Source organism: Nocardia sp. NPDC002869 (assembly GCF_046764065.1).
Classification (GTDB): domain Bacteria; phylum Actinomycetota; class Actinomycetes; order Mycobacteriales; family Mycobacteriaceae; genus Nocardia; species Nocardia rhamnosiphila.
In genome coordinates this window covers 19878-35159 of record NZ_JBKOOL010000045.1, presented here as the reverse complement: position 1 = coordinate 35159, position 15282 = coordinate 19878, and the positions used below count along the sequence as shown (strand labels likewise).

Below are 15282 nucleotides of genomic sequence, written 5' to 3'. Positions count from 1 at the left end.
CTTCTCCTAACTATACTTTTTTTCCCCCCGCCCTGTTTTTCCGGGGGGGGTTTTTGGGGGGGCCCCGGCGCGGGGGGGCGCCCCCCCCCGGCGCCCCCCCCCCCCCCCCCGACGGTGTCTGCTATTCGGTGCCGTCCGGCGGAACTTCGGGCAAGCCTTCGCTCGCGCGCAGTTTTTCCGCCATGGAGGTGAGCAGGTTCTGCGACTCCTCCGACAGGTCGAAGGCCCGGCTGGACAGCCGCCGCAGACCGTAACCCTGTAGCTGCGATAGGAGTTCCAGGTCGTGGTCGATCTTCGCGGCGTAGATGTCGTTGAAGAAGTAGTCGGGCTTCACCTTGAAGAACTTCGCCAGCGCCGCAACCGTCTCATCGGAAGGATTCGTACGCTGGCCCGACCGTAACTGCGACAGATACGGTTTGGAGATCGGATGACCGGATGCCGTCAGGGCGGCCGCTACCTCTGCATTGGTATGCGGCTTTCGCCCCGGGGGATGCACGGTTTCGAACAGCTTGTTCAGCCGCGCCGCGAAATCAGCCATTGTGAGCCGCCCAATTCCCTTCACTGTACTAACAGACGTTATCTCGGATACCTATCATTGATATTAGCGGCTCAGTAACTGAAAACCTACGCCTGAATCAGGATTTCCTTGAAGCTTCCAGGCGCATATCAGGGGGAGTGGACCGTGGTACCGCGTTTGCGGGTTGCCCGGACCGGACTTGTGGACCTCTGATACGGCCGGGTAGCCGCCCGTCGCGGGGGTCTTCCCGGGCGGGCGGCCAGTAGCCTCTGGGTAGCTGGTATCCCTTCCGGAGCTGCGCCGAAGTCATTGTGTGGCGTACGACACGTCTACCGAAAACTGAGATGAACGTTCAACCTACCGGCTGAATTTTGTGAAGGACACTGGGTCCGTACGGGTCCGACTGTGGGCCGTACGGGCCGATGTCCTGTCGCGATAGGGAATTGGAGGCGCCGCTACAGGCGTTCGATGATCGTTCCTGTCGCGAGTGCGCCACCGGCGCACATGAGAACCATTGCGACGTTCCGGTCGGAGCGTTCGAGTTCATGCAGGGCCGTGGTGATCAAACGGGACCCGGTGGAGCCGACAGGATGGCCGAGGGCGATCGCGCCACCGTTCACATTCACCCGGTCGAAATCGGGCTTGTGCACCTGGGCCCAGGACAATGCTACGGAAGCGAACGCCTCATTGATCTCGAACAGGTCGATATCGCCGATGCTCATACCCGACCGCTCGAGCAGCCGTTCGCACGCCTGGACCGGGCCGTCGAGGTGGAACTCGGGTTCGGAACCGACCAGGCACTGGGTCACCACCCGGGCCCGGGGCCGCAGACCTTCACGCTCGGCGGCCTTCTCGTCCATCAGCAGTACTGCCGCCGCCCCGTCGGAGATCTGTGAAGACGTTCCGGCGGTGTGGATTCCGCCCTCCAGTACCGGCTTCAGCTCGGCGAGACTCTCCGCCGAGGTCTCCCGCAGGCCCTGATCTCGGCTCACCTCCTGCTTTTCCCCGGTCGGGTTGCCCTCCTTGTCGATCACCGGCGCGGTGATGGTGAGCACCTCGCGGTCGAACCGGCCCTCCGCCCAGGCCTGTGCGGCCAGGCGCTGGGACCGCACGCCGAGCGCGTCCACGTCCTCGCGAGTGATACCGCGCCGCTTGGCGATTCGCTCTGCGGCCTCGAACTGGTTGGGCATATCGATATCCCAGGAGGCCGGCCGGCGCGGGCCCGCCTGGTCTCCGACATTGGCGCCCAGCGGCACCTGGCTCATCGCCTCCACGCCGCAGGCGACACCGATGTCGATGGCGTCGGCGGCGATCAGGCCGGCGACGAGATGGTTGGCCTGCTGGGCCGAACCGCACTGCGCGTCGATGGTCGTGGCGCCCACCTGCCAGGGCAGGCCGGCCGCGAGCCAGGCCGTGCGGGTGATGTTGTTGGACTGTGCGCCGGCCTGGGTGACGCAGCCGCCGATGATCTGTTCGACCTTGGCGGGGTCGAGGTGGGCGTGATCGAGCAGCCCGCGCTGGGCGAGGCCGAGGATCTCGGCGGCGTGCAGCCCGGACAGCCGGCCGTTGCGTTTGCCGATGGGGGTGCGAGCTGCCTCGACGATAACGGGTGTGCCCATCATGAACCTTTCGTTTCGGACATAAAACTGTAACGTGTTCCGCACGCGGCACGAGGCTCGATCAGTCCGCTTTCTTTCCTCGTTCTCCCGCCTGTGCTTCAATGATTGTAGAACGTGTTTCAGTTTGTCGAAGGAGACATCTGGTGGTGGATACGCGTATGGCCCGGCCGAACCTGCCGGACGGGTTCGACGTCACGGACCCCGACATGTACGTGCAGCGGATGCCGGTCGAGGAGTTCGCCGAACTCCGGCGTACCGCACCGATCTGGTGGCAGGAGAAGTCGCCGGAAGTGGGCGGATTCCACGACGACGGCTTCTGGGTCGTCAGCAAACACGCCGACGTCAAGGAGGTGTCGCGGCGCAGTGATGTGTTCTCGACCTTCGAGAACACGGCGCTGCCGCGTTTCAACGACGATATCGAGCGGGAGCAGATCGAACTGCAGCGTTTCATCCTGCTGAACATGGATCCGCCCGAGCACACCCGGATGCGCAAGATCATCTCGCGCGGGTTCACCCCCCGCGCGATCAACTCGCTGCGTGAAGAGCTGTCCAAGCGCACCGAGGCCATCGTCAAGGCCGCTGCCGAGGCCGGGTCCGGTGATTTCGTCACCCAGATCGCCTGCGAACTGCCCCTGCAGGCGATCGCCGAACTCATCGGTGTCCCGCAGGAGGACCGGATGAAGGTGTTCACCTGGTCCAATGAGATGACCGGCTACGACGATCCCGAGATCGACGTGGACCCGGTGCAGGCCTCCACTGAACTGCTCGGATACGCCTACGCGATGGCCGAGGCCCGTAAGGCCTGTCCGGCCGACGATATCGTCACCACCCTGGTCGAAGCCGATATCGACGGTGAATCCCTCAAGTCGGAGGAATTCGGCTTCTTCGTCATGCTGCTGGCCGTCGCGGGTAACGAGACCACCCGCAACGCCATCACCCACGGCATGATCGCCTTCCTGGAGAACCCGGATCAGTGGGAGCTCTACAAGAAGGAACGCCCCAAGACCGCGGCCGACGAGATCATCCGCTGGGCCAGCCCCATCACCACCTTCCAGCGCACCGCGCTCGAGGACACCGAACTGAACGGCGTCCAGATCAAGAAGGGCCAGCGGGTCCTGATGGTCTACCGGTCGGCGAATTTCGACGAGGACGTCTTCGAGAACCCGATGAAGTTCGACATCATGCGCGAGGACAATCAACATGTGGCGTTCGGCGGTACCGGCGCGCACTACTGCATCGGCGCCAACCTGGCCAAACTGGAGATCGACCTGATCTTCAACGCGATCGCCGACCATATGCCCGACATCACCAAGCTGGGCGACCCGAAGCGGCTGCGGTCGGGGTGGCTGAACGGCGTCAAGGAGTTTCAGGTGGACTACAAGACCTGCCCGGTCACCGGTAAGACCGGAAGCTGACGCTCGCGACCGATCGCTGTTCCGGCCCCGCGTGACCACGGTCCGCGGGGCCGGACTCTTTCGGGCGTCCCCGGCGAATTCTTGCCAGGTCGTCGGCCGGTCATCGGCGACGACGGGTTCCTCCGGGCCGACGTCGCGGTTTTTCGTCGTCCCGCTGCTCTGGGGCAAAACTGAAGGATTCTGCCCCGCACACCCGGTGGTGTGCGGGGCAGGACCGTACTGCGGAAGCGGCCGCGCCGGGAGGGAAACCGGCCGGCCGCCGCTCAGGTGGCCGGTGCGGCCGTCGCCATGGCCCGATCGATCTCCCAGAACGCGCGCAGCGCGAGGATCTTGCCGGCTTCGTCGACCTTGTAGGTGAACACGCCCTCGGCATCGATGCGGTGGCCCCCGACAACGCTGCGGATGATGCCGGTGAACGCGACCTCGGCACCGCAGGCGAACGAATCACCGAACAGGAATTCGATGGAATCCGTCGCGGCGATCGCTTTGTCCCAGAACGCCCCGATGGCCTCCGGGCCACGGTGGCCCTTGCCTTCGGGGTCGAAACCGGACGGGCCGATGGGGTCCTCCACGATGCCGTCCGGAGCGAACAGCGCGAGCCAGGCGTCCTTGTCCCGGGCACGCACTGCGGCTTGGGAGGCGAGCCCGGCCGCGCGGGCGGGATGTTCCTCGCTGCTCATCGGTTCCTCTCGACAAGCCGGTGTGCCACCACTTCCGTGGCGGCACACGCGGAAGTCAGTTGATCGGGTTCTGGATGTACTCTTCGGCGAATTCGCGCAGCGCGTCCTTCTTGGCCTCGAGCTCACCGTCGAAGCCGATACCCGCTGCCAGCCAGGGGATCACGATCGCATCGGTGACCCCGGCGTCGTACTGATCCTGGTAGCCGTCGCGGCCGAACTTGTCGATGCAGACCGCCTGGATCTCGAACGGCACCTCGGCCCGCCCGTATTCGGCGCGGAGTTCACCGAGCCGGGCGATGGTGGTCTGCAGATCGTCGAACTTCATCATGGCCGAGGTCCAGCCGTCCCCGACCTTCGCGGCGCGGCGCAGTGCCACATCGGTATGGCCGCCGATGTAGAACGGGACCGGTTCGCTCGGTGCGGGACTCATCTGCAGTTCGTCGAAATCGAAGAACTCACCGTGATACTCGACCATGCCACCCGCGAGGACTTTCTTGATGACCTCGATCATCTCGTCCACGCGGGCGCCGCGGCGCGCGTAGGGCACCCCGCACCATTCGAATTCCTCCGGCGCCCAGCCGATGCCCACCCCGAACCCGAACCGGTTACCGGACAGATTCGCCACCGACCCGACCTGGCGGGCGAGCAGCAGCGGATTGCGGGACCCGAGTTTGAGCACATTGGTGTAGAAGCGCAGCCGGGTGGTCACCGCGGCCATGGCGGTCGCGGCGATGAGCGGATCCACCCACGGTGTGTCCGGACCCCAGAAGCGGCTGCCGTCCGGGGTGTAGGGATACTTCGCCGCCTGGGATTTCATGTAGAACAGCGAATCCGGCAGGGCGATCGAGGTGAACCCGACCTCCTCGGCGGTCCGCGCGAGCGCAGGCAGCTGGTCCAGCGGGCTCAGCGCGACCCCGAGGCTGAACTTCAGCGTCATCGGCGTTCCGATCCCACGACCCACATGGAGAAGTACTGCGAGCCGCCGCCGTAGGCGTGACCCAGCGCCTTGCGGGCATTGTCGACCTGATAGTCACCGGCCCGGCCCATGACCTGTTTGGCGGCCTCGGCGAACCGGATCATGCCGGAGGCCCCGATCGGGTTCGAGGAGAGCACCCCGCCGGACGGGTTCACCGGCAGCGCGCCGCCGATCTCGGTTTCGCCTTTGTCGGTGAGCTTCCAGCCGTCACCGGGGGCGGCGAAACCGAGGTTCTCCAGCCACATCGGTTCGAACCAGGAGAAGGGGACGTAGATCTCGGCGGCGTCGATCTCGGCCAGCGGATCGGTGATCCCGGCCTGCGCCCACAGGGCCTTCGCGGCTTCCTGGCCGGCCTGCGGGTTCACCTGGTCACGGCCGGCGTAGGCCAGCGGCTCGGTGCGCATGGCGGTGGCGTGGATCCAGCCGACCTTCTTCCCGGACGCCTCCACCGCGGCCGCCGACTTCTCACCGCCGATGACCACGGCGCAGGCGCCGTCGGAGGAGGGGCAGGTCTCGTCGAAGCGGATGGGGTCCCACAGCATCTGCGAGGCCAGCACCTCTTCGGCGGTCTTGTCGCCCTGCTTGAGATGGGCGTGCGGGTTCTTGGCCCCGTTGCGCCGGTCCTTGGCCGCCACTGTCGCGCCGATGTGCAGGGGCGCGTTCGAGCGGCGGATATAGGACCGCACATGCGGGGCGAAATAACCGCCGGCACCCGCACCCACCGGCATGGTGAAGGGAACCGGAATCGACAACGCCCACATGGCATTCGACTCCGACTGCTTCTCCCAGGCGATGGCGAGCACCTTCTCGTGCACACCGCCCTGCACCATACTGGCGGCCACACAGGCGGTGGAACCGCCGACCGAGCCCGCGGTGTGCACGCGTAACAGCGGTTTCCCGGGGGCACCCAGCGCGTCGGCCAGGTACAGCTCGGGCATCATCATGCCCTCGAACATGTCCGGCGCCTTGCCGATGACGATGGCGTCGATATCGGCCATGGTCAGGTCGGCGTCGGCCAGCGCCCGGTCGATCGCCTCCCGGCACATCCCGGCCATCGAGACATCGCTGCGCTTGGCGACGTGATGGGTCTGTCCGGTGCCCAGCACCGCGGCGGGGAAACTCATCGGCCGGCCTCCGAATTCAAAACGGTCACAAGGTTCTGCTGCAGGGCCGGGCCGCTGGTGGCATGTGCCAGGGTGCGGCCCGCGGTGCCCGCCATGATGGGCAGCGCGGCGTAGCCGATGCGCTCCAGCCCGGTGGCGAACATGGGATTGCCGGCCAGCGCGCCGCCGGACGGGTTGATCTTCGTCTCCGGCTTCAGACCGAGCGCCTCGGTCAGGATGAGCTGCTGGTGGCTGAACGGCGCGTGCAGCTCGGCGACGTCGATACCGCTGGTGTCGCCGGTGGTCACCGCCTGTCCCGCGGCGGCGGCCGACGGCGAGGTGGTCAGGTCACGGGCGCCCAGCACACTGGAATCGATCCGGTGCGCCATCCCGGTGATCCAGGCGGGACGCTCGGTCAGCTCACGGGCACGGTCGCCGACCGCCAGCACGATGGCCGCGGCGCCGTCGGTGACGGGCGCGCAGTCGTGTTCCCGGAGCGGGTCGGCGACATAGGGACCGGCGAGCAGATCGTCGATCGACTTCCCGTCGACGGTGTGGGCGGCCGAGACCGCGGCCATATCGCGCTCGGTCCAGCGGCCGGCGTCCAAGCCCGCCCGGGCCTGCAGCCCGGCGATGGCCAGCGAATCCGGCCACAGGGGCGTGACCAGGTAGGGGTCGAGCTGGGTGGACAGCACCTGGCGCAGGGTGCTCGCGGAAGATTTCCCGAAGCCGTAGACCAGCGCGGTCTGTACCTGGCCGGTGCGCAGTTTCACCCAGGCTTCGTACAGAGCCCAGGCGGCGTCCATCTCCACATGGGATTCGTTGATCGGCGGTACGGCGCCGATCGAATCGATGGCGGAGATGAACGAGAAGGATCGCCCGGCCAGGTAGTCCGACGATCCGGAGCACCAGAAGTCGATATCGGATTTGGTGATGCCCAGCTGGTGGTAGAGCTGCTGGAAGCAGGGCACCAGCATCTCCACCCCGTTGGTGGTGCCGTAGGTCTCCGACACATGCGGTGCGTGCGCGAAGCCGACGACGGCGATCTCGGTGGCGTTGTCGATGGAACGCTCGGTGATGGTCACGCGGGGAGCCCTCTCACAGGTGATGCTTGTAGGTGTCGTAATCGGCATCCGGCTCGCCGGTCGGCTCGAAGTGGCTGATATTGGCCATGGTGTAGTCCCACTCCTCGCGCGGCTTCCAGACCACCTTGACCCGCATACCCATCCGCACCTCGCTCGCGTCGCAGCCGAGCACGAGGTGCAGGAAAGGGATATCCGCGCCGTCGAGCAGGACATACGCCGCCACATACGGTGGTTTGATCCGCTGCCCGAGGAACGGCACGTTCACGATGCAGAAAGTGGTGACCGTAGCGGTCTCGGCCAGTTCGACCGTTTCCGCGGTGGACCGGCCGTCCATGGGGTCCACGCCGCGCGGCGGGAAGTACACCTTGCTGTTCGCATCGGCCCGTGCGCCGATGAGTTTGCCCTCTTTCAGTCCGCGCAGGAAGGTGCTCTCCTCAGGGGAGGCGGTGTGCTTGTAGTCCATCCCGATCGGTGTGGTGATGATGGTGACCGGGTCGGCATCCGAGGCCGGCGCCGGCTCCGCCGTGGGGGTCTCACCGGGCTCGAAACAGACGATGTCGTGGATGGTGCCGGTGAGTTCGCCGGCCCAGCGGGCCGTCACCCGCAGGCCGGTGCCGATCTCTTCCGGACTCGCGACATCGACGGCGTGCAGCAGTGCGGTGTCGGCGCCGTCGAGCTGGATCAACGCGTAGGCGAACGGCCGGTCGAAGGGCTGCCCGGGCAGCGGGTCGCGGACCCAGGTCCAGGACTTCACCGTCCCGGTGGCGGCGACCTCGACGAACTCCGACAGCGGTTCGGCGGTCACCGGGTCGAATTCGGCCGGTGGTACGAGCACCCGGCCGTCCGAACCCCTGATACCGAAGACGCGTCGCTCGCGCAGGCCGGTAAGGAACTTGCCGATGATTGGTCCCACGGAGCGCGTGTAGTCGAACTCCATCCGCAGGGGCGCACTGAGCACATCGCTCGGTTTCAGTCCCGGCGGGCGTTCCTGCGTAATTACCGTGGGTGCAGTATTCCCCTGATTCACGATATCGAGTAGAACAGGTTCTTATTCTACTGGCAAGCAGTAGGCCGGAAGGGGTCGGATATGAAGTTCGGATTGCAACTCGGGTACTGGAGCGCGGGGCCGCCGGAACATGCCGCCGAGGTCGTCGTGGCGGCCGAGGAGACCGGGTTCGACGCGGTGTTCGCCGCCGAGTCCTGGGGATCGGATGCCTTCACCCCGCTGGCCTGGTGGGGTTCGGCGACCGAGCGGGTGCGACTGGGGACCTCGGTGGTGCAGCTGTCGGCCCGGACCCCCACCGCCACCGCCATGCACGCGCTCACCCTCGATCATCTCAGCGGCGGGCGGGCGATCCTCGGCCTCGGCGTCTCCGGCCCGCAGGTGGTGGAGGGCTGGTACGGGCAGCCGTTCGCCAAACCGTTGCAGCGGACCCGCGAATACGTCGATATCGTGCGCAAGGTGCTGGCCCGGCAGGGCCCGGTGACCAACGACGGACCGAACTATCCGCTGCCCTACCACGGGGCGGGCGCGACCGGTCTGGGTAAACCGCTCAAACCGATAACCCATCCGCTACGTGCGGATCTGCCGATCTGGCTGGGTGCGGAAGGGCCGAAGAATGTGGCGCTGACCGCGGAGATCGCCGACGGCTGGCTCGCGATCTACTACACGCCCCGCATGGCGGATGTGTACAACGAATGGCTGGACGAAGGTTTCGCCCGCCCGGGTGCCCGGCGTTCGCGGGAGGACTTCGAGATCGCCGCGACCGCGCAGGTGATCATTACCGACGATCCCGCGGCCGAGATCGAACGGATGCGCTGGATCACCTCGCTCTACATCGGCGGGATGGGCGCACCGGAACTGAATTTCCACGCGCAGGTGTATCGCCGGATGGGCTACGAGAAGGAAGTCGACGAGATCGGCACGCTCTTCCGGGCGGGCAAGAAGGCCGAGGCCGCGGCCGCGGTACCGGACGAGCTGGTACTGGAGACCGCGATCATCGGCAACGAGACCCAGGTGCGTGAGCAGATCGCGGTGTGGGAGGCCGCGGGTGTCACCATGCTGTTGGTTTCGGTGCCGGATGTGGCGCAGCTGAAACGTTTGGCGCCACTGATTTCCGCCGGGTGAACTTGTTGCAGAATTGGTCGGTCGGCGGGCAACGCAGTAGGCGCGGCGGTGCTCCGGCAGCCGGAGAAGCCCCGACACGGGCAGCGGCATTCGGCCGTGGTGACCGGTCGAGTCGGCCGGCACCGGGTCGGAATTCGTCCGTGTCGGGCGCGGTGTCGGTGGCTGGAGTCGCACCTCCGAGATCGCTCTTCCGGCCTTTCCTCATTGCATCCCTTATGATTTCGTGAAGCTATGCATTTCGGCACGTCGTTGTGAGGTATCGCGGCAGTCGGTGGCTACACAAACCGTGAAAATGACGCTCGAACCGGCTGTATTCACCGAGAGCGGCGAGCGCGCCACCGAGGTCTACATCGATGCAGTCCGTGAAGGCTCGCCACTGCATCGTGCGACCGGGCCCCGGTAGCAGGGTAGGGGAGCGGTGGCGCAGGCCGTTCGGCGTCGGGCCGGTCCCGAACATCGAACGCGTGGCACCGGTTCAGTGCGTTCCGGTCGTTTCCCAGGGATTGACAATGGTGAGGCCGAGGTCGGTGAAATCGTTGACGTGCCGGGTCGCTACGGCACAGTCGTTCGCCAGGCAGATCGCGGCAATCTGTGCATCCGCATACCCGATCGGCCGACCTCGTCGACGACGTTCGGCGACAACTCGACCGTAGATACGTGCCGCACGGAAATCGAAGGCTTCGACTTCGTCGCCGAATTCGTCGAACAGTTCCGCCGCCAATGTGGCCAGGCCCGCCCTGCGGGACCCCTCCGGTAAATTCTCGATGCCTGCCCAGATCTCGCCGATGGTGACTGTGCTGATCGTGACGTCGTCGGATTTCTCCAGCCAAGTGAGGACGTGGTTGTCGGGGGTGGGTTTGAACAGCTCGGACACCACGTTCGTATCGGCGATGATCACAGCTGTGCCGCTCCGGCCTCGGGCTGCTCCGGGATGTCCAGCTCGGCTGCGTAGGGTCGGCTGCGCTCATAAAGTTCGTGGAGTAACCGTTTCGGGCGCACCGCTGCGGCAAGTATGTCCCGGGCCTCGGCTTCCATGCTCCGTCCATGCGCGGCGGCTCGCCGACGCAGGCGCTCTTTCACATCGCTGTCCAGGTCGCGGATAGTTATCGTTGCCATGAAATCAATGCTAGCAGTGATTTCATGGTGGGCCCGGTTGTCATCTGTGAGGTGGGAGGGACACTCCCGCACATTCCAGGAGGGCGTCCGCGAACTAGATCGGCACCGACGATCGTCAATCCAGCACGGCTTACCATAGGCCCTTGTCGACATCGGTGCCGCCTCTACCTAGGTCGGCGATGTTCGAAGACCATCGAAGCCCGGTCGACGATGGATACGACGCCGACCGGGCGGGTTCAGGCGGGGGCTTCCGTCCACTCCGGCGGCAGGCCGAACAGTGGGAACAGGCGTTCGGTATCGAGGAAGAAGTTGAGCCCGGCGATCACACCGTCGCGCATCTCCAGGACCGTGATCGACCACGGCAGCCAGCGGCCCGGCTCACCGCTCGGCTTGTAGTGGCCGAAGGCCGGATGGCCGTTGGCTCCGGCCAGCGGCACCATGCGCGAGCCCCGGCAGGCCGCGCCGGTACCGAGCATGAACTCGGCCACGTTCTCCGGACCGGACACCCAGAGATCGAACGGCGGCATGGACAGCGCCACATCGCTTTTCAGTAGGGTGGTGAGCGCGTCCATATCGTAGGACTCGAACGCCGTCACGAAGTTCTCGACGAGTTCACGCTGGTCGTTGTCGGTTTCGTCGTAGGTGTCGGTATCGGCCGGCCGGACCTTGCTCATGGTGGCGCGTGCCCGCTGCAGGGCACTGTTCACCGAGGCGGTACTCATGGTGAGCGCCTCGGCGGTCTCGTTGGCGGAGAAGCGCAGGACCTCGCGCATGATCAGGATGGCGCGCTGCGTGGCGGGCAGATGCTGGCAGGCGGCGACGAATGCCAGGCGCAGGCTGTCCTTGGCGGTGGCGTGCTCGGCGGGGTCTGCGCCGAAGGCGAGCGAGTTGGGGATGGGCTCGACCCAGACGTAGTCCGGCTGCGGGGGCGGCAGGGGTCGGTCCGGTGTCGACGGGCTCGACAGATCCATCGGCCGCGCGCGGCGCTGCGGGCCGTCGAGCATATCCAGGCAGATATTGGTGGTGATCTTGTAGAGCCAGGAACGCAGACTGGCCCGGCCCTCGAAGGAGTCGTAGGACTTCCAGGCCCGGGTGAATGCGTCCTGGACGGCGTCCTCGGCTTCGAAGGACGACCCCAGCATGCGGTAGGCGTAGGCACACAATTCCCGTCTGTGCACCTCGAAGGATCTCATGACATCGGCGTCGACAGTGCCGGTCTGCTCGCTCATGCGTGCCACTGTGGCACAGGGCACCGACATGTGAACAGAGGATGAAACGCGCCTTTTTCGGTCGCTTTCACAGAGGTGCCACCAGGCCCCAGCTGCCACAGTGCGCGGCGCACCGGCCGGTTGCCCTCGCCCGTACTGTCGGCTTCGGTGGGGTCTGCGTTCCGCCGGCGGAGGTCCCGGGGCCGGTGGCGAGCGTCGTTTCGGCGGAAACGGTCCGGCACCGATGATTTTCCGGGATGGCCCGCGTCCGAACCTTTGCGGCCGGCGAAACGCAGACCACCTTCCCGAAAGGACCGAATCCGTGAGCAGCAAGATGATTTTCGTGAACCTACCCGTCACCGACCCGGGGCGGTCCAAGAACTTCTACGAAGCGCTCGGATGGAAGGTCAACGACGATTTCACCGACGACAATGCCGCCTGCATCGTGGTCGACGACAATATCTGCCTGATGCTGCTGACCCATGGGCATTTCGCCACTCTCAGCCGGCGGCCGATCGCCGACACCCGGGCCGCCACCGGCGCCGCGTACGCGCTGTCGCTGAGCAGCGCCGAGGAGGTCGACCGGCTGACCGCGGCCGCGGTGGCCGCGGGCGGTACCGAGGAGATCAATACGGACAAGCAGGCCCAGGAGGCGCAGGTCGGGATGCACGGCCGGACCTTCCTGGACCCCGACGGTCACCAGTGGGAGCCGTTCTACATGGATTACCCCGGCGCGTAGGCGTAGTGCGCTCACGGGAATGCCCCGGCCGACAACCGTCGAACGAGGCGTTCGGTGGTTCGGTGGCGCGCCGCCGGGCGCCGAAACCGACCGGGCCGTGCGTCGAACGGACGCACCGAGGTGCGCTCGGTCCGCACCCGGCTGCTACGTGCCGCTGAAGTTCGGCTTGCGCTTTTCCTTGAACGCCTTGGGGCCCTCCTTGGCGTCGGCGGACTGGAAGACCGCCATACCGAGCTTGGCGTCGATCTGGAAGGCCTCTTCCTCGGGGATGCATTCGCTGTCGCGGATGGTCTGCAGGATCGCCTGCACCGCGAGGGGGCCGTTGGCCGCGATGAGATCCGCCAGTGCGAGCGCCTTGTCCAGCGCCTGGCCGTCCGGCACCACATGGCCGATGAGGCCGATGTCCTTGGCCTCGGCGGCGCTCAGATGCCGGCCGGTGAGCAGAATATCGGCGGCAACCGTGTAGGGGACCTGACGGACCAGCCGGACCGCGGACCCACCCAGCGGGAACAGACCCCAGCGGGCCTCGGAGACCCCGAACTTCGCGCTTTCGCCCGCCACCCGGATATCGGTGCCCTGCAGGATCTCCGTTCCACCGGCGATGGCGGCGCCCTCGACCGCCGCGATCAGCGGTTTGGTGAGCCGGCGGCCCTTCAGCAAAGCCTCGATTTTCGACAGGTCCCAGCCTCCGCCCGCGAACGAATCACCAGGATGCTGCTGGGTCATGCCCTTGAGGTCGGCGCCCGCGCAGAAGGCCCCGCCCGCGCCGGTCAGGATCGCGACGCGGATGTCCGGATCGCTGTCGACCTGGTCCCAGGCGTCGCGCATGATCGCCATCATTTCGGTCGAGAGCGCGTTGCGCGCCTCGGGGCGATTCATGGTGACGATGAGGACATGGCCGCGCTTCTCGACGAGGCATTGAGGCATCGTTGTTTCTCCTGTTACTCGGACCCTTGCCAGGAACAGTAACACGTTCTATTTTTGACCTTGTGACGTACAACATAGCCGACCTCGTCGAACACACCATCGACCTTGTGCCGGACCGGGTTGCGCTGGCTGACGACCACCGCTCGGTGACCTTCGCCCAATTGGAGGACCGGGCGAACCGGCTGGCGCACTACCTGCTGGAACACGGTGTCCAGCCGGGCGACAAGGTCGGTATCTACTCACGCAACACCATCGAGGCCGTGGAGTCGATGCTGGCGGTGTTCAAGGCGCGGGCGGTGATGGTCAACGTCAACTTCCGTTACGTCGAGAACGAGTTGCAGTACATCTTCGAGAATTCGGACATGGTGGCGCTCATCCACGAGCGGCGCTACACCGACAAGGTGGTGAACGTCCGGTCGAAGGTCCCGCAGCTGAAAGCGGTGCTGATCGTCGACGACGGCACGGACGCCGCCACGCCCGCGGACGCGGTGGACTACGAAGCGGCACTGGCGGAATCCTCGGGTGAGCGCGATTTCGGCGACCGGTCCAACGACGACATCTTCATGATCTACACCGGCGGCACCACCGGTATGCCCAAGGGCGTGATGTGGCGGCACGAGGACTGGTGGCGGGTACTCGGCGGCGGTATCAACTTCATGACCGGTGAGTACGTCCAGGACGAATGGCAGCAGGCAAAAACCGGCGCGGCCGGCGGCCAGATGGTGCGCTACCCGATTCCGCCGCTCATCCACGGTGGTTCGCAGACCGCGGTCTTCCACGGTCTGTTCGACGGTGGCAAGACCATCATGATCCCGGAGTTCGACGCGCACGTCGTCTGGCAGGCCGTGGACGCGCACGGCATCAACATGATCTTCATAACCGGCGACGCGATGGCCCGTCCGATGCTGGACGCGCTGAAGGCCGGCCATCCGGCAACCGGTGAGCCCTACCAGCACGCCAATCTGTGGGCGATGGCCAGCAGCGCGGCCCTGTTCTCGCCCGCTCTCAAGGACGAGTACATCGACCTGCTCCCGAATACCGTGATCACCGATTCGATCGGCTCCTCGGAAACCGGTTTCGGTGGCATCTCCATCGCCGCCAAGGGTGCTACCCACACCGGCGGTCCGCGGGTGAAGATCGATGCTTCCACCGCGGTGATCGACGAGGACGGCAAGCCGGTCGTCCCGGGATCCGGGCAGACCGGTGTGCTGGCGCGCAAGGGTCATATCCCGATCGGGTACTACAACGACCCGGTGAAAACCGCGGCGACGTTCAAGGAGTACGACGGTGTTCGCTACTCCATTCCCGGCGACTGGGCGCGGGTCGAGGAGGACGGCACCGTGACCATGCTCGGGCGCGGGTCGGTCAGCATCAACAGCGGTGGCGAGAAGATCTACCCCGAAGAAGTCGAGGGTGCGCTGAAATGCCATCCCGAGGTATTCGACGCGCTGGTGGTCGGTGTCCCGGACGAGCGCTGGGGGCAGCGGGTGGCGGCCGTGGTGCAGTGTCGCGGCGACAAACGCCCCACCTTGGAGGAACTGCGCCCGGTGCTGACCCGGGAGATCTCCTCCTACAAGCTGCCCCGCAGCCTGTGGTTCGTCGACGAGATCAAGCGGTCGCCGGCGGGTAAGCCCGACTACAAATGGGCCAAGGCGCAGACCGAGGAGCGCGACGCCGACGAGCACGGGTCGGCGGGTAGTTCGTCGTAGTCGGCCGGATGAAGTGAGGGTTGCCGGGGATGGTCCGGCACCCTCGCGCCCTGTCCGGTA

General features: G+C 66.0%; 15 protein-coding genes. 4 read left to right on the top strand and 11 right to left on the bottom strand.

Annotation, left to right across the window (positions count from 1 at the left end; genetic code table 11):
* Positions 1-121: 121 nt before the first annotated feature.
* A complete protein-coding gene (locus ACLML9_RS11495) occupies positions 122-538 on the bottom strand; it encodes a helix-turn-helix domain-containing protein (protein WP_014348820.1) in 417 nt (138 codons plus the stop codon).
* A 434-nt stretch (positions 539-972) separates the two neighbouring features.
* The gene (locus ACLML9_RS11490; RefSeq protein WP_411945491.1) at positions 973-2136 is read right to left on the bottom strand and encodes a steroid 3-ketoacyl-CoA thiolase; all 1164 of its coding nucleotides are present in this window, start codon (positions 2134-2136) and stop codon (positions 973-975) included.
* 158 nt (positions 2137-2294) lie between these two features.
* Here ACLML9_RS11490 and ACLML9_RS11485 point away from each other — a divergent pair, with 158 nt between their 5' ends.
* Positions 2295-3551: a cytochrome P450 gene (locus ACLML9_RS11485; RefSeq protein ID WP_411945495.1), complete on the top strand. Its 1257-nt coding sequence runs from the start codon at positions 2295-2297 to the stop codon at positions 3549-3551.
* A 263-nt stretch (positions 3552-3814) separates the two neighbouring features.
* On the opposite strand, the gene ACLML9_RS11480 is transcribed toward ACLML9_RS11485, so the two are convergent.
* The 5 genes from ACLML9_RS11480 to ACLML9_RS11460 are packed head-to-tail and all read right to left on the bottom strand — an operon-like array spanning position 3815 to position 8422.
* On the bottom strand, positions 3815-4231 hold the full coding sequence (locus tag ACLML9_RS11480) for a nuclear transport factor 2 family protein (protein WP_411945490.1): 417 nt from the start codon (positions 4229-4231) through the stop codon (positions 3815-3817).
* 55 nt (positions 4232-4286) lie between these two features.
* On the bottom strand, positions 4287-5162 hold the full coding sequence (locus ACLML9_RS11475) for a TIGR03619 family F420-dependent LLM class oxidoreductase (RefSeq protein WP_411945494.1): 876 nt from the start codon (positions 5160-5162) through the stop codon (positions 4287-4289).
* 2 nt (positions 5163-5164) lie between these two features.
* Complete coding sequence (locus ACLML9_RS11470; RefSeq protein ID WP_030522914.1) at positions 5165-6331, bottom strand: thiolase domain-containing protein; 1167 nt, start codon at positions 6329-6331, stop codon at positions 5165-5167.
* Complete coding sequence (locus ACLML9_RS11465) at positions 6328-7395, bottom strand: thiolase domain-containing protein (protein ID WP_411945489.1); 1068 nt, start codon at positions 7393-7395, stop codon at positions 6328-6330. Before ACLML9_RS11465 ends, ACLML9_RS11470 begins: the two co-directional genes overlap by 4 nt.
* Positions 7396-7408: 13 nt before the next feature.
* On the bottom strand, positions 7409-8422 hold the full coding sequence (locus ACLML9_RS11460; RefSeq protein WP_411945488.1) for a Zn-ribbon domain-containing OB-fold protein: 1014 nt from the start codon (positions 8420-8422) through the stop codon (positions 7409-7411).
* A gap of 60 nt (positions 8423-8482) precedes the next feature.
* Here ACLML9_RS11460 and ACLML9_RS11455 point away from each other — a divergent pair, with 60 nt between their 5' ends.
* Positions 8483-9523 (top strand): LLM class F420-dependent oxidoreductase, encoded by a 1041-nt coding sequence (locus tag ACLML9_RS11455; RefSeq protein WP_411945487.1) that lies wholly within the window; start codon positions 8483-8485, stop codon positions 9521-9523.
* Positions 9524-9998: 475 nt separating this feature from the next.
* Here the strand turns inward: ACLML9_RS11455 and ACLML9_RS11450 are convergent, their stop codons facing one another.
* The 3 genes from ACLML9_RS11450 to ACLML9_RS11440 form a co-directional block, all read right to left on the bottom strand.
* Positions 9999-10421 carry a type II toxin-antitoxin system VapC family toxin gene (locus ACLML9_RS11450; protein ID WP_411945486.1) on the bottom strand — a complete coding sequence of 141 codons (423 nt, stop codon included), beginning with the start codon at positions 10419-10421 and terminating at the stop codon, positions 9999-10001.
* Positions 10418-10639 (bottom strand): FitA-like ribbon-helix-helix domain-containing protein, encoded by a 222-nt coding sequence (locus ACLML9_RS11445; protein ID WP_063035676.1) that lies wholly within the window; start codon positions 10637-10639, stop codon positions 10418-10420. The genes ACLML9_RS11450 and ACLML9_RS11445 overlap by 4 nt, the downstream gene beginning before the upstream one ends.
* Positions 10640-10875: 236 nt before the next feature.
* Positions 10876-11868 carry a sigma-70 family RNA polymerase sigma factor gene (locus ACLML9_RS11440; RefSeq protein WP_411945485.1) on the bottom strand — a complete coding sequence of 331 codons (993 nt, stop codon included), beginning with the start codon at positions 11866-11868 and terminating at the stop codon, positions 10876-10878.
* 301 nt (positions 11869-12169) lie between these two features.
* Between ACLML9_RS11440 and ACLML9_RS11435 the strand changes: the two genes are divergently transcribed.
* Positions 12170-12586: a VOC family protein gene (locus tag ACLML9_RS11435; protein WP_411945484.1), complete on the top strand. Its 417-nt coding sequence runs from the start codon at positions 12170-12172 to the stop codon at positions 12584-12586.
* A 144-nt stretch (positions 12587-12730) separates the two neighbouring features.
* On the opposite strand, the gene ACLML9_RS11430 is transcribed toward ACLML9_RS11435, so the two are convergent.
* Positions 12731-13513: a crotonase/enoyl-CoA hydratase family protein gene (locus tag ACLML9_RS11430; protein ID WP_411945483.1), complete on the bottom strand. Its 783-nt coding sequence runs from the start codon at positions 13511-13513 to the stop codon at positions 12731-12733.
* Between the two features lie 62 nt (positions 13514-13575).
* Between ACLML9_RS11430 and ACLML9_RS11425 the strand changes: the two genes are divergently transcribed.
* Positions 13576-15222: an acyl-CoA synthetase gene (locus ACLML9_RS11425; RefSeq protein ID WP_411945482.1), complete on the top strand. Its 1647-nt coding sequence runs from the start codon at positions 13576-13578 to the stop codon at positions 15220-15222.
* Positions 15223-15282 lie beyond the last annotated feature (60 nt).